Below are 23,653 nucleotides of genomic sequence, written 5' to 3' on the forward strand. Positions count from 1 at the left end.
CACAACAACAATGAGCACGACCCCGATTATTGGCCATTACCTTGACGGCCACGTTCAAGACGCAGGCAGCGAGCGTTTGCGCGAGGTGTTCAACCCGGCCACCGGTAGCGTGCAAGCGCACGTGGCGCTGGCCAGCCAGCAAACCGTGGATGCCGCCGTGGCCAGCGCACTCAAGGCATTTCCGGCCTGGGCCGAGCAGTCGTCGCTGCGGCGTGCGCGGGTCATGTTCAAATTCAAGCAACTGCTGGACGAGCATCACGACGCGTTGGCGCAGATCATTTGCCGCGAACACGGCAAGGTGTTTTCCGATGCCAAGGGTGAAGTGACCCGTGGTATTGAAATCGTTGAGTACGCGTGCGGTGCGCCGACGCTGCTCAAAACTGATTTCAGCGACAACATTGGCGGCGATATCGACAATTGGAACCTGCGCCAGCCATTGGGTGTATGCGCAGGCGTCACGCCCTTCAACTTCCCGGTGATGGTGCCGCTGTGGATGATTCCGCTGGCACTGGTGACGGGCAATTGCTTCATTCTCAAACCGTCCGAGCGAGACCCGTCTGCCAGCCTGTTGATGGCGCGCCTGTTAACCGAGGCAGGTTTGCCCGATGGCGTGTTCAATGTGGTGCAAGGCGATAAAAGCGCGGTCGACGCGCTGCTACAGCACCCGGACATTGAAGCCATTTCCTTTGTGGGTTCGACCCCGATTGCCGAGTACATCTACCAGCAGGGCACTGCACGCGGCAAACGGGTTCAGGCACTGGGCGGGGCTAAAAACCACATGATCGTGATGCCCGATGCCGACCTCGATCAGGCCGCCGACGCGCTCATGGGCGCCGCCTACGGTTCTGCCGGGGAACGCTGCATGGCGATATCAATTGCCGTGGCCGTGGGCGAGGTGGCTGATCAACTGATCGAGAAGCTGCTGCCGCGCATTGACCGGCTCAAAGTGGGCAACGGCCTGCACCCTGAGAGTGAAATGGGGCCGTTGGTAACGGCCGAACACAAAGCCAAGGTCATTGGCTTTATCGATCAGGGCGTGGCCCAGGGCGCACACCTGGTGGTGGATGGACGCGGGCTTGAAGTACCGGGCGCCGAGCGAGGTTTTTTTGTGGGAGCCACGCTGTTTGACCGGGTCACCCCGGCAATGAGCATCTACCAGCAGGAAATATTCGGCCCGGTGCTGGGGATCGTCCGGGTCCCTGACTTTGCCAGCGCCGTGGCGCTGATCAATGCTCACGAATTTGGCAATGGCGTGTCCTGTTTCACCCGTGATGGCGGTGTGGCCCGGGCGTTTGCGCGCACGATCAAGGTCGGGATGGTGGGGATTAACGTACCGATTCCGGTGCCGATGGCCTGGCACTCATTTGGTGGCTGGAAGCGCTCACTGTTTGGCGACCACCACGCCTACGGCGAAGAGGGCCTGCGCTTTTACAGCCGTTACAAAAGCGTGATGCAGCGCTGGCCGGACAGCATCGCCAAAGGCCCCGAGTTCAGCATGCCCACTGCCAAATAATTCCAGCCACAGCGCGTGTAGCGGCTGTGCATGTTCAAGGGTGCAGACATGAGTACGACACGACTGACCATGGCCCAGGCTCTGGTGAAATTTCTCGACAACCAATACGTGGAGGTCGATGGGGTCCAGAGCAAATTTGTGGCCGGGGTGTTTACGATTTTTGGTCACGGCAATGTGCTGGGGCTGGGCCAGGCGCTGGAACAGGACAGCGGTGATCTGCAGGTGCATCAGGGCCGTAACGAACAAGGCATGGCTCACGCCGCCATCGGGTTTGCCAAGCAACACCTGCGGCGCAAGATCTACGCTTGCACCGCCTCCGTCGGGCCGGGGGCGGCCAACCTGATCACCGCGGCTGCCACGGCCACCGCTAACCGGATTCCGCTGCTATTGCTGCCGGGCGATGTGTACGCCAGCCGTCAGCCTGACCCGGTGTTGCAACAGATCGAGCAGTTCCACGACCTGAGCATCAGTACCAACGATGCGTTCAAGGCGGTGAGTAAGTACTGGGACCGGATCAACCGTCCCGAGCAATTGATGAGCGCCGCGATTCACGCCATGCGCGTATTGACCGACCCAGCGGAAACCGGCGCTGTGACCTTGGCCTTGCCCCAAGACGTGCAGGCTGAGGCTTACGATTACCCCGATTACTTCCTGCAAAAACGCGTGCACCGTATCGACCGGCGTTTGCCGACACCCGCGATGCTGGGAGATGCGCAGGCACTGATGCAGCGCAAGCGCACGCCGTTGATCATCTGCGGCGGCGGGGTCAAATACGCGGGCGCCAACGCGGCCTTGCAGGCGTTTGCTGAACGTTTTGCTATCCCGTTCGCCGAAACCCAGGCCGGCAAGAGTGCCATCGTCTCGGCGCACCCGCTGAACATGGGCGGAATCGGGGAAACCGGCTGTCTGGCGGCCAACCTGCTGGCGCCCCAGGCGGACCTGATCATTGGCATCGGCACCCGTTACACCGACTTCACCACGTCATCCAAGTCGCTGTTCCAGCACCCCGATGTGGAATTTCTCAACCTCAACGTCAGCCCCTGCGACGCACTCAAACTCGATGGCGTGCAACTGATTGCCGATGCGCTGGCGGGGCTTGAAGCGCTGGGCCAGGCGTTGTCCGCGAGCGGCTATCGGTCGGGCTGGGGCGACGCGCCGCAACAGGCCAGGGCGCAATTGCAGGCCGAAGTCGACCGGGTGTATCAGGTCGACTATCAGCAACCGGACTTCACCCCTGAAATCAGTGACCACATGGACCCGGCCGTGCTGCGCGAGTTTATCGAGCTGACCGGTTCCTGCCTGACCCAGAGCCAGGTGCTGGGCGTGCTCAACCGCACGCTGGCAGACGACGCAATTATTGTGGCGGCCGCTGGCAGCTTGCCCGGTGACTTGCAGCGGGCATGGCGCAGCAAAGGGGTGAATACCTATCACGTGGAATATGGATACTCGTGCATGGGCTATGAAGTGAACGCGGCGCTGGGGGTCAAGCTGGCCGAGCCTAAGCGCGAGGTGTACGCCTTTGTCGGCGATGGCTCTTACATGATGCTGCACTCCGAGTTGGCAACGTCGATTCAGGAACGGCAAAAAATCAACGTGGTGCTGCTCGATAACATGGCCTTCGGCTGTATCAACAACCTGCAAATGGGTAACGGCATGGACAGCTTCGGCACCGAGTTCCGGTTCCGTAACCCTGAAACCGGCAAGCTCGATGGTGCCCTGGTGCCCGTGGACTTCGCCATGAGCGCGGCCGCGTATGGCTGCAAGACCTACAAGGTCAGCACCCTTGAACAACTGGATGCGGCGCTGGCCGATGCGCGCGTGCAAACGGTATCGACGCTGATCGACATCAAAGTGCTGCCCAAAACCATGATCCACGGCTATCTCTCGTGGTGGCGCGTGGGCGTTGCGCAAGTGTCCACCAGCGCCCGTACGGCCCAGGCCGCTGAGCACCTCAACCGTCAGCTCGCCAACGCGCGGCAGTATTGATTGCAACGCGCGCTCATCCATCCAACAGGAGTCTGCACATGTCTTTGAACACCCAAGCGTTGAAGTTAGGCGTCATTGGTACGGGCGCAATCGGTCGCGATCACATCCGCCGTTGCAGCCGGACCTTGCTCAATAGCCAGGTAGTTGCGGTCACGGATATCAACCTGCAACAGGCCGCCGACGTGGTGGCTGAGCTGGGGCTGACCGCCGAGGTGTACCCGGATGGTCACGCGCTGATCAATGCCGCCGAAGTGGACGCGGTGTTAGTGACGTCCTGGGGGCCGAGCCACGAAGAGTTTGTGCTGGCCGCGATCAAGGCCGGCAAGCCGGTGTTTTGCGAAAAACCCCTGGCGGTCACCGCAGCAGGTTGCCGCAACATCGTCGACGCTGAAATCGCGCAGGGCAGGCGTTTGGTGCAAGTGGGCTTCATGCGCCCGTACGACGCCGGTTATCAGGCACTCAAAGCCGTGATCGACAGCGGGCAGATTGGCGAACCGCTGATGCTGCACTGCGCGCACCGCAACCCGCGCGTGGGTGAAAACTACAAAACCGACATGGTCATCACGGACACGCTGATCCATGAACTGGATGTGTTGCGCTGGCTGCTCGACGACGACTTTGTGTCGGTGCAAGTGGTCTTCCCGCGTAAAACCAGCAAAGCCCTGGCCCATTTGCGCGACCCGCAAATCGTGTTGCTTGAAACCGCCAAAGGCACGCGCATTGATGTGGAAGTGTTCGTCAATTGTCAGTACGGCTACGACATTCAATGCGAAGTGGTGGGCGAGACCGGTATCGCCAAATTGCCAGAGCCTTCGCAGGTGCAATTGCGCAGCGGCGCCAAGCTGTCGAATGCGATTTTGATGGACTGGAAAGACCGCTTTATCGCGGCCTACGACGTCGAGTTGCAAGCCTTTATTGATGGCGTGCGAGCAGGCCGGGTGGGTGGGCCATCGGCCTGGGACGGCTTTGCGGCTGCCGTTGCCGCGGATGCGTGCATTGAAGCGCAGGGCAGCGGGGCGATTGTGAACGTTGAACTGGCGCCACGCCCGCATTTTTACGGCTAACAAACCATCCCCCGCAGGAGCTGGTGCAGATTGCGCCAGCGCCTGCGGGTGGCATGTTCGGTTTTTTAAGGAGAGGTTGCCATGCGCATAGGACTTGTCGGTTTTGGCCACGGCGGCCGTTTTTTTCATGCCCCTTTGATCGCCAGCCTGGCGGGTGTGACGTTTGCTGGCGTGGTCACGCGTTCTGCCGAGCGACGCCAACGGCTGGCCAGCGATTACCCGGGCGTCAAGGCGTTCGACACACTGGCGCAGTTAGTCGAGGCGGGGGTTGATCTGTTAGTCATATCCACGCCGTTGCAAGGGCGACCCGAGCTGGTCATGCAAGCCATCGAGCTGGGCATCGCGGTGGTCAGTGACAAGCCTTTTGCCGCCGACACCCGGCACGCTCAACTGATGATAGACGCCGCCTTGCGCCAGGGTGTGCTGTTGAGCGTGTATCAAAACCGGCGCTGGGACTCGGACTTTCTCACGGTGCGCAAATTGCTTGAGGCGGGTGCATTGGGCGTCGTCACACGCTTTGAGTCGTTCATCGAGCGCTTCTCGCCAGAGTCGGTGGGCAATGCCAGTGGCGGTGGTGTGCTGCGCGATCTGGGCAGTCACCAAGTTGATCAGGCGCTGCAACTGTTTGGCCCGGTGACCTCGGTGTATGCCGAGCTGGCATACAGCGCTGAGCATCCAGAGGTCGATCACAGCTTTTTTATGGCGTTGACCCATGACAATGGCGTGATCTCCCACCTTGGCGCCAGTGTGCTGCAAAACAGCCCGCGCCCGCGTTTTCGCGTCAGCGGCTCTTTGGGTAGCTATAGCGTTGAAGGGCTGGATGGTCAGGAGGCGGCGGTGCTTGCCGGGCGTACCCCCAAAACCGAAGGCGAACGCTGGGGCGCCGAAGAGCATCGCCGCTGGGGGTGGTTCGAGCACGGTGATGAACGCGAGCGCGTGCCCACCGAGCACGGTGGCTGGCAGCGCTTTTACCAACGCATGATCGGCGCCGTACAAGGCGCGGGCCAGGTGCCGGTCGCGCCACAGCAGGTGTTGCAGGCTTTGCGTGTGCTGGACGCGGCGCGAACCAGCGCACGCACCTGCAAAGTGATCACGTTGGGCGCGGAATAAAAATAGAAATGTTGCGCTTTAAAATTCTAAAATAGGTTGATATGGAAATTATTTTCCAATAGAGTCGATTTCAGTGAATCGACACCAAGTACCGCATCTATAAAACCAACAAGAATGTGGAGACTGCCGCAATGAAACACAGCCTACGTATCGCATCCCTTGCCCTGTCTGTGCTGTTTGCCAGCGGCGCTGCCCTGGCGGACATCAAGATCGGCGTGAGCATGTCGCAGTTTGATGACACCTACCTCACGTACTTGCGTGAATCGATGAACGAAAAAGCCAAAACCTACCCCGAAAGCGTGCAGTTGCAGTTTGAAGACGCGCGCGCTGACGTGGTCAAGCAACTGAGCCAGGTTGAAAGCTTCATCGGTCAAAAAGTCGATGCCATTGTGGTTAACCCGGTCGACACCGCTGCCACCAAACGCATCACCGAGGCGGCCGTTAAAGCCGGTATCCCGCTGGTATACGTCAACCGTCGCCCGGACGATCAGAACTTGCCCCAAGGCGTTGCCACTGTCGCCTCCGATGATTTTGAAGCCGGGAGAATGCAGATGCAGTACCTGGCCGACAAACTGGGCGGTAAGGGCGATATCGTGATTCTGCTCGGGGATCTGGCCAATAACTCCACCATCAACCGCACCAAAGGTGTGAAAGAAGTACTGGCCAAGTACCCGGAGATCAAAGTCGATCAAGAGCAAACCGGTATCTGGTTGCGCGACAAGGCCATGACCCTGACCAATGACTGGATCACCCAGGGCCGTCAGTTTGACGCGGTGGTTTCCAACAATGACGAAATGGCCATCGGTGCCGCCATGGCACTCAAACAGGCGGGTGTCGCTAAAGGCAGTGTGCTGATCGCGGGCGTCGATGGCACACCGGACGGCGTACGCGCGGTGGAGAAGGGCGAGCTGGTGCTGTCGGTGTTTCAGGACGCTAAAAAGCAAGCCTACCGCTCAGTCGAGACGGCGATGAAAATGATCAACAAAGAACCGGTTGAACAAGCCGTCTGGGTGCCGTTCCAGCTCATCACCCAAGACAACGTCAAAGACTTCAAGTAGTCGCCAACTCATCCATAACAACAATAAGTGGCGAGGCATGCGCCTTGCCCACTGTCTCGGCCACTGACCGGGGCATCTGAGGAGTATTGACTATGCTCGCGTCAGCGACTGTATCAAGCACCCGGGCTGTGGCACCTGCTCCCACCGCCTTCACGGCCGCTGCGCCGTATCTGTTGGAAGTGGTCAATGTCAGCAAGGGGTTTCCCGGTGTCATTGCGCTGGATGACGTGCAACTGCGCGTGCGTCCAGGCTCCGTGCTGGCACTGATGGGTGAAAACGGCGCGGGTAAATCCACGCTGATGAAAATCATTGCAGGCATTTATCAGCCTGATGCGGGCGAGTTAAGGTTGCGCGGCAAGCCTGTGACCTTCAACGGCCCGCTGGCCGCGTTGCAAGCGGGTATTGCAATGATCCATCAGGAACTCAACCTGATGCCGCACATGAACATTGCCGAGAACATCTGGATCGGTCGCGAGCAGCTCAATGGCCTGCGCATGATTGACCACAAGCAAATGTTCCGCTGTACCGCGCAATTGCTCGAACGCTTGCGCATCAACCTCGACCCGCAAGAGCTGGTGGGCAACCTGAGCATCGCCGAACGTCAGATGGTCGAGATTGCCAAGGCGGTGTCGTACGACTCGGACATCCTGATCATGGACGAGCCGACATCGGCCATTACCGACAAAGAAGTCACTCACCTGTTTTCGATCATTGCCGACCTCAAGGCGCAGGGCAAAGGCATCATTTACATCACCCACAAAATGAACGAAGTGTTTGCCATCGCCGATGAAGTCGCGGTGTTTCGGGACGGCACCTACATCGGCCTGCAACGCGCCGATAGCATGGACAGCGACAGCCTGATCTCGATGATGGTCGGCCGTGAGCTGACCCAGTTGTTTCCGGTGCGTGAAAACCCGGTGGGCGAGTTGCTGCTGTCGGTGCGTGATTTGCGTCTGGAGGGTGTGTTCAAAGGCGTTTCATTCGACTTGCATGCGGGTGAGATCCTGGGCATCGCCGGGCTTATGGGGTCGGGGCGCACCAATGTGGCTGAAACGCTTTTTGGCATCACCCCCAGTGATGGCGGTGACATTCAACTCGACGGTCAGCCAGTGCGGGTCTCCAGCCCCCAAATGGCGATTGAAAAGGGCTTTGCGCTGCTCACTGAAGACCGCAAGTTGACCGGACTGTTCCCGTGCCTGTCGGTGCTGGAGAACATGGAAATGGCGATCCTGCCGCATTACGTCGGCAAGGGCTTCATCCAGCAGAAAGCCCTGCGTGCCCTGTGCGAAGACATGTGCAAAAAGCTGCGGGTCAAAACCCCTTCACTCGAACAATGCATCGACACACTCTCGGGCGGCAACCAGCAAAAAGCCCTGCTTGCGCGGTGGCTGATGACCCACCCGCGTTTGCTGATTCTCGATGAGCCGACCCGGGGTATCGACGTCGGCGCCAAGGTCGAGATTTACCGCCTGATCTCCTTTCTCGCCAGCGAAGGCATGGCCGTGATCATGATTTCCTCGGAACTGCCTGAGGTGTTGGGCATGAGTGACCGGGTCATGGTCATGCATGAAGGTGAGCAGATGGGCACGCTGGACCGCAGCGAGGCGACTCAGGAGCGGGTGATGCAACTGGCGTCCGGCATTGGCGCAAACCATTAACCATTTCGGCGCGCTGGCTGTAACCGGGCCGGTAGCACAGCAGAGTGAGAGGGTACCTGTCCATGAACGCAATAACCGAAAACAAACCCGCCATGGCTTCGACCAAGTCCCGTCGACGGTTTCCAACCGAGCTGAGCATTTTTCTGGTGCTGATCGGCATTGGTCTGGTGTTTGAAGTGTTTGGCTGGATCGTGCGCGATCAGAGCTTTTTGATGAACTCTCAGCGTCTGGTGCTGATGATTTTGCAAGTGTCGGTGATCGGGCTGCTGGCGATTGGTGTGACTCAGGTCATTATTACCACCGGCATTGACCTGTCATCCGGCTCGGTGCTGGCACTCTCGGCGATGGTGGCCGCGAGCCTGGCGCAGACTTCGGACTTCAGCCGTGCGGTGTTCCCGTCATTGACCGACTTGCCGGTGTGGATACCCGTCGTCGCGGGGCTGGGGGTGGGGCTACTGGCGGGCGCGATCAACGGCAGCATCATTGCCATCACCGGCATTCCGCCGTTTATTGCTACCCTCGGCATGATGGTGTCGGCCCGTGGTCTGGCGCGTTACTACACCGAAGGCCAGCCGGTGAGCATGCTTTCAGACTCCTACACGGCCATCGGCCACGGCGCGATGCCGGTGATTATTTTCCTGGTGGTGGCGCTGATCTTCCACATCGCCCTGCGCTACACCAAATACGGCAAATACACCTACGCCATCGGCGGCAACATGCAGGCGGCGCGCACCTCGGGGATCAATGTCAAACGGCACTTGATCATCGTCTACAGCATTGCGGGTTTGTTGGCAGGGCTGGCGGGCGTTGTCGCCTCCGCCCGGGCTGCCACCGGGCAGGCGGGCATGGGCATGTCTTATGAACTGGACGCAATCGCCGCAGCCGTGATCGGCGGCACCAGTCTGGCGGGTGGGGTCGGGCGGATCACCGGCACGGTGATCGGCGCACTGATCCTGGGCGTTATGGCCAGCGGGTTCACCTTTGTCGGCGTCGACGCTTACATTCAGGACATCATCAAAGGCCTGATTATTGTGGTGGCGGTGGTGATCGATCAGTACCGTAACAAGCGCAAACTCAAGCGCTGAAGGGGTGCAGAGTTTGGGGTCTTCATCAAACGATGGCGACCCCAGCGGTGGGTATTAATGATAACGATTGAAATGGCGGGGGAGGTAAGTGACCACCCTGTTTTCAGATCTGGAAGGCTGCCCGAGAGTCGCCACTTCCATGGAGACGATGTCCCCGTTGCGTTTGTCGACGCCGGGATAAACGAAATTAGAGACAAAACTCTTCTTCAGTGTTTTTTCAGCCTCTGATTCTGCTTTTTCCAGACTGTTGTATGGATGGGAATGTAAGTATTCTTTGACCAATCTATTTTTCTCTTCTGTGATGTGTGTTGACCCGTATTTCAGTGCAACGGGTCCTTCGAACGCTTTGACGGGTTTTCTGATGACTTTCTGGAAGCGATCTGCAAATGCGAAACCTTTATAACCTTCTCCCGCGTGGCATATCAGCAGTCGGACATTGTCGAAACTCGCGGGGTCAACGCCTTTGCTTTTCAGCAGTTGTATAAAACTATCTACGCCGTGAGGTTTGCCATCGACCCACACCTTGGTCCCTTCGCCCAAGAATCTATCGAGTGTAGACGCGCCGTTACCATGCGCCACGATATTAAGTCGTTGCGTCCCTTTGTAAGTGTCCGTGAAGGTATGCACCTCACTAGCGACGAGTTGTAGATCTTTCATCCTGCCGCCCATAAAAATCACGTTGTCTTGGGACAAACCTGCATCCAGTAAGGTGGGCGTTGACCCAGGCACTTGGCTTACCGAGGAAGTTTGTGGCTGAAAGTTCTCGAGCGGGGGGCCATAGGATTTTTGGTTGGGCACATCATAAGCGTGCCATTTGCCAGTCGTGGGTTCGAATTTTGCGGTTATAGGAATAACCTCGTCGGACCTGTTTGCTAATTTGATACTGCCGTGTGCGATATCGTTGTTCTTTGCCAGTTTGAATAAGTCTGTGATGTGCTCACCTCTCTTCAGGAGATTGATGGCAAGGGTTCCAACATGTTTGATTGCTTTGCCTGTGGCGATCACCGACCTTCCCAAACCGGTTGCCAGGTCTGTTGGTGAGGCGCTTATCAACACAGCCTTGGCTACTTTACTGGCGATTCTGAGAGTGCGCGCAGCCGTAGAGAGGCCTTTCGCCAAGGCGCTTGCTGCTTTGCCGGCTGGGAGTCCAGGGACAATAAAGCCAAAGACATCCATGACGAGATCCCTAATTCCCCCCGCGTTATCACCCTTGATGAAATTCTCGATGCTGCTTACAAACGGGATGGTTCGGGCGAAAAATTTCAAGGCCTCTCGTGTGGCCGGCCTTTCAGTGTCGAACGTCGTTGTGCCACCTTCCACATCTTTGATGGCCTCTTTAATGTCAGCGTGTTTTAACACGGCGTTGGCAATAAATTGAGTTCGATCACTGTCAAAACTATTTAACCGGCTTTCATTATTTTGTTCCTGAAGGGGGTTCAGGCCGAGTGTGTTTGGCACCGGTATGATCTGTTCAATATCGGTTGCTTTTGCATCAACTGAGGTGAACCCCCCCGGCGTCACTAGCGTTACAGGCTTCACTTTTCCCTGCTCAGGTCGTTTTACAATACTGCCTGTCTGACCGTCTATTTCATAAGTGCTATAGGCACCTTTGTAATTGACGTTAAGCAGTAGCGGTTTAGTTGTATCGGGCTCGCGCGCGATTATTCTGTGAGTGTTCGTGGTGACGTCCATATGACGAAACAGGCTGATTTCACCGTGCTCTATTATTTTTCGATCTTCAAGTGGCAGGTTTGAAATGAGCAGTTTTATTTGTGTTTCAATACTCCGATTGAGGGCTGTCGCGTGTTCAGAGAGTTTGTTTTCATACACGGTAGCGTTGGTGGGTTGAGTGGAGGCGATCATAGGGTTTACGCTAATGCTGCTGTCCGTAGACTGCCAGGTTTTAAAACGCGAGGCGTACTCGCCGGACACCCATAAATCGAGCAGTGAATAAGGACCCGCGTCTGCAATGTCATTTTTCCCCCCGCCGCCATCTATGGACGGATTTATGTGATTCTGGTAAAAAACTTTTTTGTCAAAGTTCGTGCTGCTGCCGTATATGTTTCTCAGCTGCTCAAGGGCCATTATTTTTCTGTTCGGTAGTGCCTGGTTGCGGGTGTCGGATGCGTCCATCAACAGATTTAAGCGTGCGTTGTAAGCGCGTTTGATAGTCACCACTTCGTCAGGCATATACAGGTCTTTTTTTCCGACCATTCCATTGCAAACCCCCCAGGTGATGATCGCTTCTTCTTTAGCGATATCCTCAATCCGCTCACCTGCTTCGGTGATCGGCGGTTTATCAGCATGCAACATGACTTGTGCAAAATTCATCATCGACGTTTTGCCCGGCGCCTGAGCTTCGATGCGGTCGACGGCTGTTTTGAAGGCAACCCAGGTATGCGAGCCGTAGGTCACGCCGTCAGGAATTTCTTTGACCAATACCTCGGGCGCTTTGCGTGACAAAAGCATGAATGCTGCGACGGGGGCCATGTTTGCGAAATGCACACTTTGCGTGTCAATCAGGTGTTGCGTCAGGCCTTCTTTTATTGAAGAAAGGGGTTTGCCCCAATGACTCGACTGGCTTAGATCGTATCCCGCGATCTTATGCTTGCCCGGTGAAGGATCATTGACTTTTTCCTCAATGGCCAAGGCCATTGAGGTCAAGAGCCAATCATCGATACTCGTGGCGCTCGGGGCCGCCTCAAATTTGTTTTGTAGAAGGAGCCCACGGGCTCGGGCTTCAGGTGTATTGATTATTTGTGCTAGCACACTGCGAGGATCACTCACATCGGCTTGTCTCCAGTGCTCATCTTCCGTCAAACAATCAAATATGTTTGTGTTCACAAGCACCCTTTCAAAACCCGGTAGATGTTTTTTTAAGAGGTTTTTTGTCTCCAACCTAACTTCTTCTTGTTGTTGCGTGTTTAGCGCGATAGGCCAGCTCAGGCCACCGCCAAAATTGCCATGGGGAGGGCTTTGTAGCGGTGGTTCTTTAAGCGTGGAGGTCAGGTTGGCCAACTCTTCCTGGGTTGTAGGCAGTTTCCAGCCATGGGCGGTTATGAACTGGGCAACGCTCACGGTCTCATCCTCTGCGAATTTACCTGTGAGGGTGAACTGGGAGCTGGGCGCAATGTCCATGGTTTTGTTCAGGTCGAGTGTCTTGGTATTCACCATACGGGTTAATTCAGTAAGCAAAGTACGCTGGTTGAGCATCTCTCCTAACTGAATATTCTGAGGACTTGGCATTTGCTCCGCTTTGTCATCCTGACGATGAAGGGCCGGGGTGTTGTCCTGCGATTCTTGAAAACCTAGATTCCTGGCAATCGTTTCAGCGCGTTGTTTGTTAACGTCTAAGTCGCTGCTAATGGTTTCACCGTAAAACTGGGCAATTTCATTCAATGAGGCTGAATCGGGATCGTAGTGCAGTGGGCTGAATCCACCTGGGATCGTGGGGTGGGTTTTCAATGCATTCACGACAGGCTGCGCCTGAACCACGTTGGTGAGCAGCACGCTTTTGAGTGCTTCACCTCCCTTCCAATCCTGGATCACTACAGAGCCGTCAGACCTCATGCTGACTTTTGGATTGTCGGTAAAGTTGTTTTCCTTAAGCCATTTAGAGAACGCAGGGCTTTTGAATCCACTGGAGAGCTGATGACGTAACTGACCAAACGTTGACATTGACGGTACATCGATCTTGATGGATCGACCGTTGGAGGCCCGGGCTGAACCATTCCATTGCAGAGCGTTGCTGTACGTGAGTGCCAGCATTGAATCGGGGACACTGTCACGTTGGGATGATCCACTTTGTGTGGAGGTCGGTTGTTGGACAGACTGTCCTGCGGCGCCCGAAGGTTCAGTGTCCATCGAACGGGTGGGGTGAATCGCGCCTGTCTGGCTTTGTACAAAGGTCATTGTGGGTTACTCACTGGATGATTAACTCGCCAGTCTCAGTAAAAAATCTCTACCTGACGGTTGAATCCTGTGTAGTGCTGGTCAGGAAAATCGTTCCCAGAAAATCGTTGAGGAGTTATGTCCACCGTGCCCGGCTCTTTTTGAAGCGGCATTGAATTTCTTGCTATAAACGCACTCCATTAGCCCCTGCGTGACATGTTTTTCGTCTTTTTCCAGGTTTTGCTGGACAAATAGCTGTCATTTCAGTTGCTGAGTCGATAAGTCGGCCGTAGACTGCCGCCCCTCGTAAATTGAGTGCCGGGTGGCGCTTGAAATAGATGGCACCTAACTGGTTGGGATGAAGATCGGTCAGGACGCTCCCTAATTCGCCTTAATGCACGTATTTTTTATAGAGAAATCAATGACAAAGGATAAGTTGCTGGCCATGCCGGCGGATGACTACATGAATGCCGAGCAACATGCTTTTTTCACTGAGCTGTTGCAAAACATGAAGGTCGAAACCCACGAGCGTATTGAGCAGAATCGCATCGCAATCGAGAGCCTGGACACCCCGGCCGACCCTGCGGATGCGGCGTCGGTTGAAGAGGAGCGTACCTGGCTGGTTAACGCGATTGATCGCGACCAACGCATGCTGCCGCAATTGGAGCAAGCGCTGGAACGTATCAAGGACGACAGCTTTGGCTGGTGTGATGACAGTGGCGATGCGATTGGCCTCAAGCGTCTGCTGATCAGCCCCACTACCAAGTACTGCATCGAAGCTCAAGAGCGTCACGAGCAAATCGACAAGCATCAGCGTCAGGCCTAACCCTGACCTTGCCGGGCCGCGCAAAGCGGTCCCGGTAGCTTTTCACACGCAGGTTTACCCCTGATTCCTGACGTGCTTACCCCTGAATATTCCTGACCGACGTTGCGCTGGTTTCAGCATTTGCACGCCCTTATATTGGTGCGTGGATTTGGCATGAGGCCGAATTTTTTGAGGGCAGGATGAATGAACAATTTCAGCAACACGGGACGTGTGTTGCGTGTCGGTGTGTTTTTTGATGGAACAGCCAATAACCAGTTCAACAGCCTGACAGGTCAGGCACGACAGGCTCAGGGCTTGCCGGTTGACCCCGCCAGCAGTTATGCCGGTGTCCCGACCAACATCGCCAGGCTTTACCAGCTTTACCCGGTACAACCGGTTTTTAATGCCCAGGGCCACGCGGTCACTGCGCTCTATATCAGCGGGATAGGGACAACGACAGGGCAGGCGGATACGCGTTTTCCGGCTCAAACTTATGGCCGTGGCCGAACCGGAGTGATAGGTAAAGCGCAAGAAGCGCATGCGCGGTTGCTCCAATGCTTGCACAGTGCGCTGCTGAATGTGCCACCCCGTTCCCTGAGTGGTGTGCAGTTGGATATTTTCGGCTTTAGCCGTGGCGCAGCAGCGGCGCGACATTTTGCCAACCTCGTCAATGCCACACGCTTGGATACGTTGTTGGAGCTGGCGGCGGACTTTACCTGCGAAATCCGTTTTATCGGGTTGTTTGACACGGTAGCGGCCATGGGCGGGCTGAAGGACTTGGGTGACATCAGTGATGACATCAACCCTGGACTTAATCTTTATCTGGGGCCGGACAGCGCCAAACAGGTGGTGCAACTCAGCGCTCGGGATGAGCAACGGCGCAATTTTGCCCTGAGCCGCATTGCTCCGCAGTGGCCCTTGGACATTGCGGTACCCGGTGTGCATGCCGATGTGGGGGGTGGTTACCCGATTGAGATGCAGGAACAGGTTTACCTGACGCGCTGGGAGACTAATCGGGTTAATCCCAGCACGCCGCTGACGCTCACCCACGCATGGAAGAGCACCGCCGCTCAACTGCCGGTCTGGCAAGCGCGCGACCTGTTGGACCACTCAGACCCCCAGGCGCTACTGGAGATCCATACGGCCTCGGGTCAGGCAGGCAGTCGCGATGACCCGATCACACGCGTACAGGCGGCGGTTTATATGCAACGCCGGGTGTATGGGCATCTGTCACGGGTGTATTTGCATCTCATGCACCAGTTGGCGTGCGAACAGGGCGTGCCTTTCAACCCGCTTTCAAGTATCGCCGACACGCAACTGCCTGAAGAGCTTTTGCCCATCGCGACAAAGATCCGTGCTCAGGCACTGGCCGGACACATCGAGTTGAGGAGCGATGAAGAGCGTTTGCTGCGCCAACGCTACATCCACCAGTCAGCTAACTGGAATGCGGCGATTGGCGAGGGGTTGGGAGTGGTAGACAAGGTTTTTTTCAACCTGCCACAAGAAGGCGGGCGACCGGTTTACGATCAGCAGGCACCTGTTTTGGTGTGACCATGCGTTGATATTGTTACCGCTCATGCAATTGAGCTATGCATGGCATAGCTTTTTCCTGCGGCATTTAGTCACTATGATGGCCGGCATCGTTAGCAGGCTAACTAAGTGCCAGGAGTGATCCTCATGAGTTATCAAGTCGATGTTGCAGTGATGATCGGTAGCAGCGTGCCACAGGGTATGCGCGAAGCCGGGCAGAAAGTGTGCTGGGTGGTATTGGTTAACGGAGAACAGCGCGGTACGGCGTTTGACACTCGTCTGCAAGCACAAGAATGTCAGGCGGCCTGGTTGGCGCAATTAAGCGCCAACCCTTTGGCAATGCGGCGTCGGGCTTAGCGCGACGTGTGCAGGCGTGCATTCAGTTCGTCGACAACCAGCGCCCAAGGGCCGTCTTCAAGAAGTTTCTCTTTCAAGAAGCTGGCTTGGGAGGGTGACCAGAAAGGCGCTTCGACCAATTTCACACCTTCGGCCAGCGGATGGTCTGCGATGAAGGTCTCAATTGATTGTTCGTCACTCTTCAGGCCAAGTTGACTGAACAGGTTTTCCAGCGTCTTGGGTGTCTCGTCCATGCTCATCTCCAAAGGTAAATACGGGTTACAGGCTATCTGAGGCTACAGAACCTCAAGAGTTCGCTCCGATAAGCGTTATCACTGTAGACCACAGATCAAATTGAGAGGTTGATACTGCCAATCAGTGCCTTTTCGGCTTGAAAGAGCGAGCTCAGTGCGATGGAAACTGCGCTGTTGAGGGCGACCACCTGACCTTTTGCACTCATGATGGCCGACATTCTGGCCTCTTCACTGCGGTAGCGCACGGCTTTGACCGCCGCCATGCGTGCATTGGCTTGGCGCAGCTGCTGCTGGAGTTGATCGAGGCGTTTTTTAAGTTGCTTGATGCGTTTTTTGAGGGCTTCAACCGGGTCGTCGCTGGAGCGTGGGGCGGGCTCGGTTTCGTTTTGCGACATCAGTTGCACCAGGCTTGAGTCGCTGGCGGGTTTACCGGTCGTCAGCGAGGGGCTGACCGCAAGGCGAGTGTCAATATTCAAGGTAATCATCAGTGATGCTCTTAAAACCGTTACTCACCTTGCTATCGGCCTGGCGCTCTGATCCTTGAGGCGCGCAAACCGACAAGGGCTCAAGCGTTAAGGGCGCCTGCGTCTACGGCCGCTTTGAGGGCGAGTGCGGCCTCTTTGCCTGCGGTGGCTGCAACATCGGCAGTCTTGAACCAGCGATCCTTTTCGACCTGATGGTAAGTGACGGTTTTGAGGGGCGGTTTGGCCCGCATCACAATCACTGCCTGAAACTCGCCATCGATTTCTCTGGCCTCACCGCGGATAAAAAACTCGCCAATATCAAATTCCGTCACGTGTCACTTTCCCTTGGAGGTAATGGAGCCGAGACAACCCGGCGGCATGGGCCGGGTCGATTTTTGCGCGAGTATGGCAGTTGTTGGGAGGCAGTGGCGCAGTTAAGTCATCAACCTGACGAAAGCCCTCAATTCAAGGTTGTGCGGTGCGAGTACAGCCGAGCTGTTTGTTTTCGAGATGGATGGCCAGTTTGCATGCATCGTTATGACTGCATCTGAAGCCTTTTATCTGACCCGTACCGGCTTCGCGTACATGAAAAAAGCCATGACTGATTGCAATCACTTGATAGAGAGGTTGATCTGTATACCCAAGATCAGGCTTGAGCCGGTAGAATGGCCCCCCAGCAGTGACCTCAGGCAGGTTATCGGTGTGGCGGGTAGCTATTGGACGTTCATCTGATATGTCCATGCAGAGTCTTCCTCATACGATTCTGTTGCGCAGATGGTTGTTTGAGTCAGGTCAAGGCGGTGAGTGCTGTCGCATTCAATGCGTTTTCGTTTATGTATTTGTAAGGTTTATTTTAAAAACGCTGCGCAGGGCTTTTCGTCTTTACGTGTAGGCTTTCCCTTTAGTTGTATGGGTCCGTTGCGCGCTATGTAATAAAAGGCCAGTGTTCTTCACACATTGAGCCTGCAACGTTGTGCCTGAGGCACAAGCATCCAAATCTGTATGCAGCGACTGTTCCTGGCCCAAGCGCTGCGGGACTGAGTTGAACGCAGATTTTAAAACTTTGGTGGTCAGGGCTTCTTTTGTGCTGCCGGTCTTTTGTGTGGCAGTTTTACTTCATGTTTTCGAGGGTTTTTCGTTGGCAGTCAGCAATTTGGAGATGCATGCGTTGTTCGTGTTGGGTGACCTGCGGGCGCGTTTGGTCAAACTGTTTCAATCACATTTTGTGTACGTCACCGAGCAAACGTCTGAAGGTATCTACATCGCCGAGATCGACACCGCCGCCGCGTTAGTGGTGGATGACAAACCGGGACTTCAGCTGAAGGTCGGGGATCACTTTCGCGCGGCGGTGCTTCCCAGTCGTGAAGGTGGCAAGTTAGAGATCAAGTTTCGGGAAATCAAAATGACGGTGTACGGCATTGGCGACTATGCCTATGTCAGTTCGCCCCAAGGTGAAGGCATCGTGTTTAAAGAAGGGCAGACAGTGGTGTTGGTTTTTGCCGCCAATGAGCAATTGGCCACGGGCTTGAGCAAAACCCTGAAAGCCGTCACTGCCAAAGCAGCCAAGTGGCCCAAAGGCGAACTGACCTTCAAGGCCAGTAAAGAGTGACAGTGTCGCGCAGCACGTTTCATCAGCAATACGCTGTGCAAGCCAGAGCCAAGGCGCTTGAGTTGTTTGCCCAAAAGCCCGCGTTGAAGGGCGCCTGGCTGAGTTGGGTGGCAGGGCAGTTGTATGCTTCAGGCCCCGCAGAATACGCAAGCATGGTGCGCCGCGAGCTCGAGCAGCTTCAGGCGCAGGCGCAAACAGGCAGCCGGACGCCTGAATAAGTCCTGCTATTACCACTTTGATCGTGTGGTCTAACGCGCTTCGCGAGGCATGCCCAATGCGCGTTCAGCAATGATGTTGCGCTGGATCTCGCTGCTGCCTCCGTACAGGGTATCGGCACGGGTGAACAGAAACAGGGCCTGCATCCGGGTGAGTGCGTAAGGCGCCCCAGCCAGCCATTCGGCTTCAGGGCCCATGACATCCATGGCCAACTTGCCCAGTTCAAGGTGCCAGGTGGACCACGCCAATTTGTAGAGGGTCGCTTCGGGTCGCAGGCTACCGTCCTGTGCCCCTGACAACATGCGCAGCGAGTTGTAACGCAACACCCGCAAACCACTCCAGGCCTGCGCAATGCGCTGACGCAAGACCGGGTCCAGGGCTGCGCCGTTGGTTTTGGCGATACGCACGACGTCGTCCAGTTCATTTTGGAACTGCATCTGTTGACCCAGCGTTGACACACCACGTTCGAAGCCGAGCAAGGCCATGGCAATCTTCCACCCTTGCCCGGGCTGACCGATCAAGTTGTCCGAACCGGTGTGCGCCTGGTCAAAAAACACTTCGTTGAACTCACTGGTGCCCGTCAGTTGTTTGATGGGTTGCACCCTAATACCCGGCTGAGCCATGGGCACCAATAGAAAAGACAACCCGTGGTGGCCTCTGCTGCCTGGCTCAGTGCGGGCTAAAACAAAGCACCAATCGGACTCGTGGGCCAGCGATGTCCAGACTTTTTGCCCGCTGATAAGCCACTGACTGCTATCGGCGTTGAGGCTGGCCCGGGTTTTGATATTGGCCAGGTCTGAACCTGCGCCCGGTTCTGAATAGCCTTGGCACCAAAAGTGTTGCCCGGCCAAAATCGCGGGTAAAAACCGTTGTTGTTGCTCAGGGGTGCCGAATGCGGCGATCGTCGGCCCTACCAAGCCCTCACCGATGTGGCCCATGCGGCCCGGGCCACCGGCGCGGGCGTACTCTTCATAGAAGATCACTTGTTGGTTGATGCTCAAGCCGCGGCCGCCCTGTTCGCGCGCCCAGCCTGCGCCAACCCAGCGGCCTTTGGCCAATACCTGCTCCCATCGCTTGCGCAGTTCAGGGGCGAAGTCCTCATCGCCCGGTCCACCCCGAAAGCGCAAGGCATGAAACTCCCCACTCAGATGCTGCTGCATCCAGTGCGCAACGTGCTGACGGAACTGTTCATCTGCTGCGCTAAAGCCGATATTCATGGCCTGTCTCCGAAAATCTGTTTCGCCAGCTGTTCGCGATGAAAGGCCGGTGGCCCGAACAGTTGCTCACTGGCACGTGCCCGTTTGAAGTACAAATGCGGGTCATATTCCCATGTGAAGCCTACGCCGCCGTGTAACTGGATCGACTGCGCCGCGCATTCGAAAAAACCTTCGCTGGCGTGGATTTTTGCAGTGGCACAGGCTTCGGCCAATTGTTGTTGTGCAACCGGGTCACCGTCGATCTTCAGACATTCACAGGCGATGCACGCCGCGTAGTAACTGGCCGAACGCGCGCATTCAACGGCCATCATCAGGTCGGCGCAGCGATGTTTGATGGCCTGAAAACTGGCAATGCTTCGACCAAATTGTTGACGCTCGCCAATGTAGGCCAGCGTCAGGTCCAGAGATTGTTGCGCGCCGCCGGTTTGCTCGGCGGCCAGACCAATGCAGGCGATCCGCACGACATCCCGTAACAGCGGCCAGCCTTGACCCGGCTCACTGAGCAATTGCGCGTCGCTGACGATCACGTTTTCGAGGCTCAGGTGGGCCAGACGGCGTGTTTGATCCAGGGTTGGCTGGTGTGTACGGGTGAGCCCTGGCGTAGTTGCGGGCAGGGCGAACACGCGTATGCCTGCTTCACCCACACTGCCCGGCGTACGCGCCGCGACGATCAACAAATCACAGTCAGCGCCATCAATCACGTTGAGGTACTGGCCGTTGAGGCAATAGCCGCCAGCGCCAGGCTGCGCGTCAATCTGCACGCTGCTGTCGTCCCAGCGTGGTGCGCTGGTGTACGCCAGGCTTGCGGTGATATCCCCGGCTGCAATCAACGGCAACCATTGATCTTTAAGCGCTTGATTGCCGCTGAGTAGCAAGGCGGGCGTCGCCAGGCAGCAGGTGGCAAAGAAAGGCGAGGGCAACAAGCGCCGCCCGAGCTGTTCTTGCAACAGGCATACCTCGACAAACCCCAGGCCCAGCCCGCCGTAGGTCTGCGGGATGGCCAGAGCAGGCCAATACAGTTCGCGAGCGATGCGCGCCCAGGTCGCACGGTCATGTCCGCACTCACTGGCCATTGCCGTGCGCACCGCTGCGCTATCGGCCACTTGCGCCAAAAAACGCTCGGCAGACTGTTGAATCAGGTGCTGCTCGTCAGTCAGGGCAAGCTCCATAGGGTAGCTCTCGTCAATGGAATAGGGACCAAAGCAGGAGCATGCAAGGGTCTGGAGCGAGCGCAAACCTTGTGCCGGACTAGTCCGTTTGGTCCAGAGGGTCAGGGCGCTGCGGCATCGAAGGTGATTTGTACGCTGCCGTAATATTCGCCAGCGCGAAAACCTTCTTCAGGCTTGAGCGCGTCGATGCGCAAGGGCACCCGTTTACCCGGCCATGCTTGATCGGCCCGTACGATCACAGTGTCTTGCAGGGTTAACGGTTGCTGATTGAACGTTACGTTCAACGCGATCGTATCGCGGCCGTTGAACAGCACCGGTTCGTACCCAAGCCGCGCGGTCACAGCACCGGCGGCGCTGGCCACATCAAACTCGGCGCGCAGTGGCTGCAGGGTTTCGTTGACCAGGTTCCAGTGCATCTGCTGCTCCTGCTCCAGAAAGCCGGGGTCGACGGGTATCACAAACAGCGCGTAAGTCGGGATGCTGACCGAGACCTCAAACGTGTGCTCTTCACGCGCCGCGGGTGCCTGCGAAGCCCACGCCAGCAACGCCAGCATTGCGCTCAGTTGCGAAGGTTTACTGCGCCAAGCCCGCATCAGCCTTTAACCTCGATAGTCTTTTGCTCATGGCCTTCTACCAGCGTCAGGCGATACAGCCGGCCAGCGAGCTTGTCAAAACCGTATGCCTTGCCCGGTAATACGTGGGTCTTGGTGGTGGGTTTACAGTCCAGTGGCGCATCGCTTGCACAGTCCTTGAATTCGTCGACCACCACCACGGTGTTGCCGTCATTGCGCAAGGTGTAGCGATTACCCGTGTTCTCAATTCGGGTATCGAAGCGCGCCTGCCTGGGCCGTACAAAAAAAACCGTGCCGTAACCCGCCAGCACATTGATACCGGCCGAGAGGGTTTTTTTGTAGGCGTCGCTGTCTTCTTCGCTCTGTGCGAACTCATCTTCTTTTTCGGGCACCACCGGGACAAACCTGACCCGAAAGTAGCGCTCTGTGTCGCGTTCGCCCATAAACAACAGGCGCGTTCCCTGGGTGCCGTTTGCCGGTACGATCAGGCGTGCCGGGCTGGCCATCAAACCGTCACGGGTTGAGTGGTTGGCTTGGGTTTTAAGCGGCGTCTCCTCAAAGGTGCCATCGGTTTTTAAGCGCATTTCCATGACTTGAACCCGGACAAAGGCTGTGCTGGTTCCGCCATTGAATACCCGCTTCAAGTACGTGCGTTTATCGCTGTCCAAATAGTCATAGACCAGGCCGACATTAATATTGGGTCCTGCCATTGCGCCCAACGACAAACCCCACAAAGCTACTGCTGTATACACCGCTTTCATGTTGACACCTCACTCACCAGAGACCGCTGGTGCGGCTAGACTTCTGAATCCCAAATAACCACGACATTCCCGCTATATGTGCCTTCTTGAAAGAGCATGTCCTTGACGTGTTGTTTCTGTATTTCGAAGTGCAGGGTTGCCTGGCGCCTGTCCACGTAATGGTTGGGCTGGAACAACTGCGTGCCCGCACCGCTTAATAACAGGGGTTGGCGATTGACAGCGGAACCGTCTTCGCGGCCCAGGCCGTTGGGCAACGTGACCAATATGTCGAGGGGCACCCGGTGGCTCTGTTTGTTATCCAGCGCGCAGGTATCGCCTATGACGTATTGGCATTGCAGGCTCATCTGGAAGCGCGAGCTGGCGGAGATAAGAAAGGTTTGGTCGCGGTATAGCTTTTCAGGGGCGCGGCCTTGAAACATCCATTGATGCCAGCCACCTTTTGGCACCAGCTCAACGAAATTACCGCCGGGCGGGACGTCAACTTTCAGGGTGTGTGACACGCCCAGTGAGAAATTAAGCGTCAGTAGCGTGTCACTGGGAATCAAGACGTCCCCCATATCAAAGTCTTGATAAGGGCCGATCGTGTAAGTCATGCGCCCCGTGTATTCGCCTGACGACATGTGCAGCGGGTTCGGCGTTTGCAGCTCATATGAAAAATCCAGCGTCCTGAACGTCATGTAGGGAATGTCGTAGAGCGCTTGTTTGCCACAAGCCGTGGTGGACACCGGTGTTTCCCAAAAAAAAATAAACTGGGTGGCGTCATACAGCGCAGTGGACTTTCCGATGCAGGGAGCAGGGGCCAGAGACCAGCGCTGGCCGCTCCATAACCGGTTGTAGGCGTTGAACCAACTACTGGCATTTGGCACAAGATCATGGATAGTGCGCGGCGAGGTATCCATGGTCGTACCAAAGCCAATTATGCGGACTCTGACTTCTTCTGTTTCTTGAGTTTGGGCATGGGTCACGGTCAGCGTTCGCCATTCGCCAGGCACGGTGATCATGGCGCCCTGGCGCGGATCGGCATGGTGAGCCAGGATGGGCGCCACATTGTTGAAATGCACGGGGGCACTGATGCTGTAGATGCCTCTGTATTCGCAGTTAGCCGGGTAGTAACGACAATAACCGCCGTTATTGGGGGTTTTGTTAACGAACGCGTTGTGATGCGGCCGTGCGGAGTCCGGTTGAAACTCTGCCCGTATGTCCATCTCGATGGCGAATAGGTCGGGCGAGAGGCTGATTGCCAATGCACCGCTCAATGCAACCCGCCCGCACCTTGTCACCTGTAGATCGCGCGCGACGCAACCGAGCCACTTGAGGCCACGCAAGGCCTTATTGACGACGTGAGCATTCATCCG

General features: G+C 56.5%; 22 protein-coding genes. 12 read left to right on the top strand and 10 right to left on the bottom strand.

The genetic code is table 11. From position 1 onward, the window contains the following. Nucleotides 1-10 precede the first annotated feature (10 nt). From AP059_RS04865 to AP059_RS04895, 7 genes are all read left to right on the top strand, one after another. The gene (locus AP059_RS04865; RefSeq protein ID WP_059762141.1) at nucleotides 11-1,513 is read left to right on the top strand and encodes a CoA-acylating methylmalonate-semialdehyde dehydrogenase; all 1,503 of its coding nucleotides are present in this window, start codon (nucleotides 11-13) and stop codon (nucleotides 1,511-1,513) included. A 48-nt stretch (nucleotides 1,514-1,561) separates the two neighbouring features. Next, nucleotides 1,562-3,499, top strand: coding sequence for a 3D-(3,5/4)-trihydroxycyclohexane-1,2-dione acylhydrolase (decyclizing) (gene iolD, locus AP059_RS04870; RefSeq protein WP_059762142.1), 1,938 nt, complete (start codon nucleotides 1,562-1,564; stop codon nucleotides 3,497-3,499). 38 nt (nucleotides 3,500-3,537) lie between these two features. Beyond that, nucleotides 3,538-4,563 carry a Gfo/Idh/MocA family protein gene (locus AP059_RS04875; protein ID WP_059762143.1) on the top strand — a complete coding sequence of 342 codons (1,026 nt, stop codon included), beginning with the start codon at nucleotides 3,538-3,540 and terminating at the stop codon, nucleotides 4,561-4,563. 81 nt (nucleotides 4,564-4,644) lie between these two features. Continuing rightward, complete coding sequence (locus AP059_RS04880) at nucleotides 4,645-5,673, top strand: Gfo/Idh/MocA family protein (RefSeq protein ID WP_059762144.1); 1,029 nt, start codon at nucleotides 4,645-4,647, stop codon at nucleotides 5,671-5,673. Nucleotides 5,674-5,804: 131 nt separating this feature from the next. Next, nucleotides 5,805-6,731, top strand: a complete 927-nt coding sequence (locus AP059_RS04885) for a sugar ABC transporter substrate-binding protein (RefSeq protein WP_059762145.1) — start codon at nucleotides 5,805-5,807, stop codon at nucleotides 6,729-6,731. A 92-nt stretch (nucleotides 6,732-6,823) separates the two neighbouring features. Further along, on the top strand, nucleotides 6,824-8,389 hold the full coding sequence (locus tag AP059_RS04890) for a sugar ABC transporter ATP-binding protein (RefSeq protein ID WP_059762146.1): 1,566 nt from the start codon (nucleotides 6,824-6,826) through the stop codon (nucleotides 8,387-8,389). Nucleotides 8,390-8,451: 62 nt separating this feature from the next. Beyond that, nucleotides 8,452-9,474, top strand: a complete 1,023-nt coding sequence (locus tag AP059_RS04895) for an ABC transporter permease (protein WP_059762147.1) — start codon at nucleotides 8,452-8,454, stop codon at nucleotides 9,472-9,474. Between the two features lie 54 nt (nucleotides 9,475-9,528). Here AP059_RS04895 and AP059_RS04900 read toward each other — a convergent pair whose 3' ends face one another. Continuing rightward, the gene (locus AP059_RS04900) at nucleotides 9,529-13,242 is read right to left on the bottom strand and encodes a hypothetical protein (RefSeq protein ID WP_131811514.1); all 3,714 of its coding nucleotides are present in this window, start codon (nucleotides 13,240-13,242) and stop codon (nucleotides 9,529-9,531) included. 544 nt (nucleotides 13,243-13,786) lie between these two features. On the opposite strand from AP059_RS04900, the gene AP059_RS04905 reads away from it, so the two are divergent. The 3 genes from AP059_RS04905 (at nucleotide 13,787) to AP059_RS04915 (ending at nucleotide 16,057) form a co-directional block, all read left to right on the top strand. Further along, nucleotides 13,787-14,191, top strand: a complete 405-nt coding sequence (locus tag AP059_RS04905) for a TraR/DksA family transcriptional regulator (RefSeq protein ID WP_047274833.1) — start codon at nucleotides 13,787-13,789, stop codon at nucleotides 14,189-14,191. Between the two features lie 183 nt (nucleotides 14,192-14,374). Continuing rightward, on the top strand, nucleotides 14,375-15,721 hold the full coding sequence (locus tag AP059_RS04910) for a phospholipase effector Tle1 domain-containing protein (RefSeq protein ID WP_059762149.1): 1,347 nt from the start codon (nucleotides 14,375-14,377) through the stop codon (nucleotides 15,719-15,721). A 126-nt stretch (nucleotides 15,722-15,847) separates the two neighbouring features. Then, entirely contained in the window at nucleotides 15,848-16,057 is a 210-nt protein-coding gene (locus AP059_RS04915) for a hypothetical protein (RefSeq protein WP_059762150.1), read from the top strand. On the opposite strand, the gene AP059_RS04920 is transcribed toward AP059_RS04915, so the two are convergent. The 4 genes from AP059_RS04920 to AP059_RS22335 form a co-directional block, all read right to left on the bottom strand. Then, nucleotides 16,054-16,290, bottom strand: a complete 237-nt coding sequence (locus AP059_RS04920; protein ID WP_059762151.1) for a DUF2789 domain-containing protein — start codon at nucleotides 16,288-16,290, stop codon at nucleotides 16,054-16,056. The two genes, AP059_RS04915 and AP059_RS04920, sit on opposite strands and share 4 nt — an antisense overlap. Before the next feature lie 95 nt (nucleotides 16,291-16,385). After that, nucleotides 16,386-16,775, bottom strand: coding sequence for a hypothetical protein (locus AP059_RS04925; protein WP_059762152.1), 390 nt, complete (start codon nucleotides 16,773-16,775; stop codon nucleotides 16,386-16,388). 80 nt (nucleotides 16,776-16,855) lie between these two features. Then, a complete protein-coding gene (locus tag AP059_RS04930; RefSeq protein ID WP_059762153.1) occupies nucleotides 16,856-17,086 on the bottom strand; it encodes a hypothetical protein in 231 nt (76 codons plus the stop codon). Nucleotides 17,087-17,219: 133 nt separating this feature from the next. Next, nucleotides 17,220-17,495: a hypothetical protein gene (locus AP059_RS22335; protein WP_131811515.1), complete on the bottom strand. Its 276-nt coding sequence runs from the start codon at nucleotides 17,493-17,495 to the stop codon at nucleotides 17,220-17,222. Between the two features lie 397 nt (nucleotides 17,496-17,892). Here AP059_RS22335 and AP059_RS04940 point away from each other — a divergent pair, with 397 nt between their 5' ends. After that, nucleotides 17,893-18,363, top strand: coding sequence for a hypothetical protein (locus AP059_RS04940; RefSeq protein WP_059762201.1), 471 nt, complete (start codon nucleotides 17,893-17,895; stop codon nucleotides 18,361-18,363). After that, on the top strand, nucleotides 18,360-18,581 hold the full coding sequence (locus AP059_RS04945; protein ID WP_082706749.1) for a hypothetical protein: 222 nt from the start codon (nucleotides 18,360-18,362) through the stop codon (nucleotides 18,579-18,581). The genes AP059_RS04940 and AP059_RS04945 overlap by 4 nt, the downstream gene beginning before the upstream one ends. A 30-nt stretch (nucleotides 18,582-18,611) precedes the next feature. Here AP059_RS04945 and AP059_RS04950 read toward each other — a convergent pair whose 3' ends face one another. From AP059_RS04950 to AP059_RS04970, 5 genes are all read right to left on the bottom strand, one after another. Beyond that, on the bottom strand, nucleotides 18,612-19,796 hold the full coding sequence (locus AP059_RS04950; RefSeq protein ID WP_059762156.1) for an acyl-CoA dehydrogenase family protein: 1,185 nt from the start codon (nucleotides 19,794-19,796) through the stop codon (nucleotides 18,612-18,614). Beyond that, nucleotides 19,793-20,965: an acyl-CoA dehydrogenase family protein gene (locus tag AP059_RS04955; RefSeq protein ID WP_059762157.1), complete on the bottom strand. Its 1,173-nt coding sequence runs from the start codon at nucleotides 20,963-20,965 to the stop codon at nucleotides 19,793-19,795. The genes AP059_RS04950 and AP059_RS04955 overlap by 4 nt, the downstream gene beginning before the upstream one ends. 101 nt (nucleotides 20,966-21,066) lie before the next feature. Then, complete coding sequence (locus AP059_RS04960) at nucleotides 21,067-21,558, bottom strand: CS1 type fimbrial major subunit (RefSeq protein WP_059762158.1); 492 nt, start codon at nucleotides 21,556-21,558, stop codon at nucleotides 21,067-21,069. Continuing rightward, a complete protein-coding gene (locus AP059_RS04965) occupies nucleotides 21,558-22,298 on the bottom strand; it encodes a hypothetical protein (protein WP_059762159.1) in 741 nt (246 codons plus the stop codon). The genes AP059_RS04960 and AP059_RS04965 overlap by 1 nt, the downstream gene beginning before the upstream one ends. A gap of 35 nt (nucleotides 22,299-22,333) precedes the next feature. After that, complete coding sequence (locus tag AP059_RS04970) at nucleotides 22,334-23,650, bottom strand: hypothetical protein (protein WP_256209716.1); 1,317 nt, start codon at nucleotides 23,648-23,650, stop codon at nucleotides 22,334-22,336. Nucleotides 23,651-23,653 lie beyond the last annotated feature (3 nt).

The organism is Pseudomonas sp. TAA207 (genome assembly GCF_001529285.1).
Lineage (GTDB): Bacteria > Pseudomonadota > Gammaproteobacteria > Pseudomonadales > Pseudomonadaceae > Aquipseudomonas > Aquipseudomonas weihenstephanensis.

What these genes read in the sequence shown, in the direction of transcription:
- AP059_RS04865 (WP_059762141.1), top strand. Translation starts at nt 11, where the DNA reads ATGAGCACGACCCCGATTATTGGCCATTACCTTGACGGCCACGTTCAA.
- iolD (WP_059762142.1), top strand. Translation starts at nt 1,562, where the DNA reads ATGAGTACGACACGACTGACCATGGCCCAGGCTCTGGTGAAATTTCTC.
- AP059_RS04875 (WP_059762143.1), top strand. Translation starts at nt 3,538, where the DNA reads ATGTCTTTGAACACCCAAGCGTTGAAGTTAGGCGTCATTGGTACGGGC.
- AP059_RS04880 (WP_059762144.1), top strand. Translation starts at nt 4,645, where the DNA reads ATGCGCATAGGACTTGTCGGTTTTGGCCACGGCGGCCGTTTTTTTCAT.
- AP059_RS04885 (WP_059762145.1), top strand. Translation starts at nt 5,805, where the DNA reads ATGAAACACAGCCTACGTATCGCATCCCTTGCCCTGTCTGTGCTGTTT.
- AP059_RS04890 (WP_059762146.1), top strand. Translation starts at nt 6,824, where the DNA reads ATGCTCGCGTCAGCGACTGTATCAAGCACCCGGGCTGTGGCACCTGCT.
- AP059_RS04895 (WP_059762147.1), top strand. Translation starts at nt 8,452, where the DNA reads ATGAACGCAATAACCGAAAACAAACCCGCCATGGCTTCGACCAAGTCC.
- AP059_RS04900 (WP_131811514.1), bottom strand. Translation starts at nt 13,242, where the DNA reads ATGCTGGCACTCACGTACAGCAACGCTCTGCAATGGAATGGTTCAGCC.
- AP059_RS04905 (WP_047274833.1), top strand. Translation starts at nt 13,787, where the DNA reads ATGACAAAGGATAAGTTGCTGGCCATGCCGGCGGATGACTACATGAAT.
- AP059_RS04910 (WP_059762149.1), top strand. Translation starts at nt 14,375, where the DNA reads ATGAACAATTTCAGCAACACGGGACGTGTGTTGCGTGTCGGTGTGTTT.
- AP059_RS04915 (WP_059762150.1), top strand. Translation starts at nt 15,848, where the DNA reads ATGAGTTATCAAGTCGATGTTGCAGTGATGATCGGTAGCAGCGTGCCA.
- AP059_RS04920 (WP_059762151.1), bottom strand. Translation starts at nt 16,290, where the DNA reads ATGGACGAGACACCCAAGACGCTGGAAAACCTGTTCAGTCAACTTGGC.
- AP059_RS04925 (WP_059762152.1), bottom strand. Translation starts at nt 16,775, where the DNA reads ATGATTACCTTGAATATTGACACTCGCCTTGCGGTCAGCCCCTCGCTG.
- AP059_RS22335 (WP_131811515.1), bottom strand. Translation starts at nt 17,495, where the DNA reads ATGGACATATCAGATGAACGTCCAATAGCTACCCGCCACACCGATAAC.
- AP059_RS04950 (WP_059762156.1), bottom strand. Translation starts at nt 19,796, where the DNA reads ATGAATATCGGCTTTAGCGCAGCAGATGAACAGTTCCGTCAGCACGTT.
- AP059_RS04955 (WP_059762157.1), bottom strand. Translation starts at nt 20,965, where the DNA reads ATGGAGCTTGCCCTGACTGACGAGCAGCACCTGATTCAACAGTCTGCC.
- AP059_RS04960 (WP_059762158.1), bottom strand. Translation starts at nt 21,558, where the DNA reads ATGCGGGCTTGGCGCAGTAAACCTTCGCAACTGAGCGCAATGCTGGCG.
- AP059_RS04965 (WP_059762159.1), bottom strand. Translation starts at nt 22,298, where the DNA reads ATGAAAGCGGTGTATACAGCAGTAGCTTTGTGGGGTTTGTCGTTGGGC.
- AP059_RS04970 (WP_256209716.1), bottom strand. Translation starts at nt 23,650, where the DNA reads ATGAATGCTCACGTCGTCAATAAGGCCTTGCGTGGCCTCAAGTGGCTC.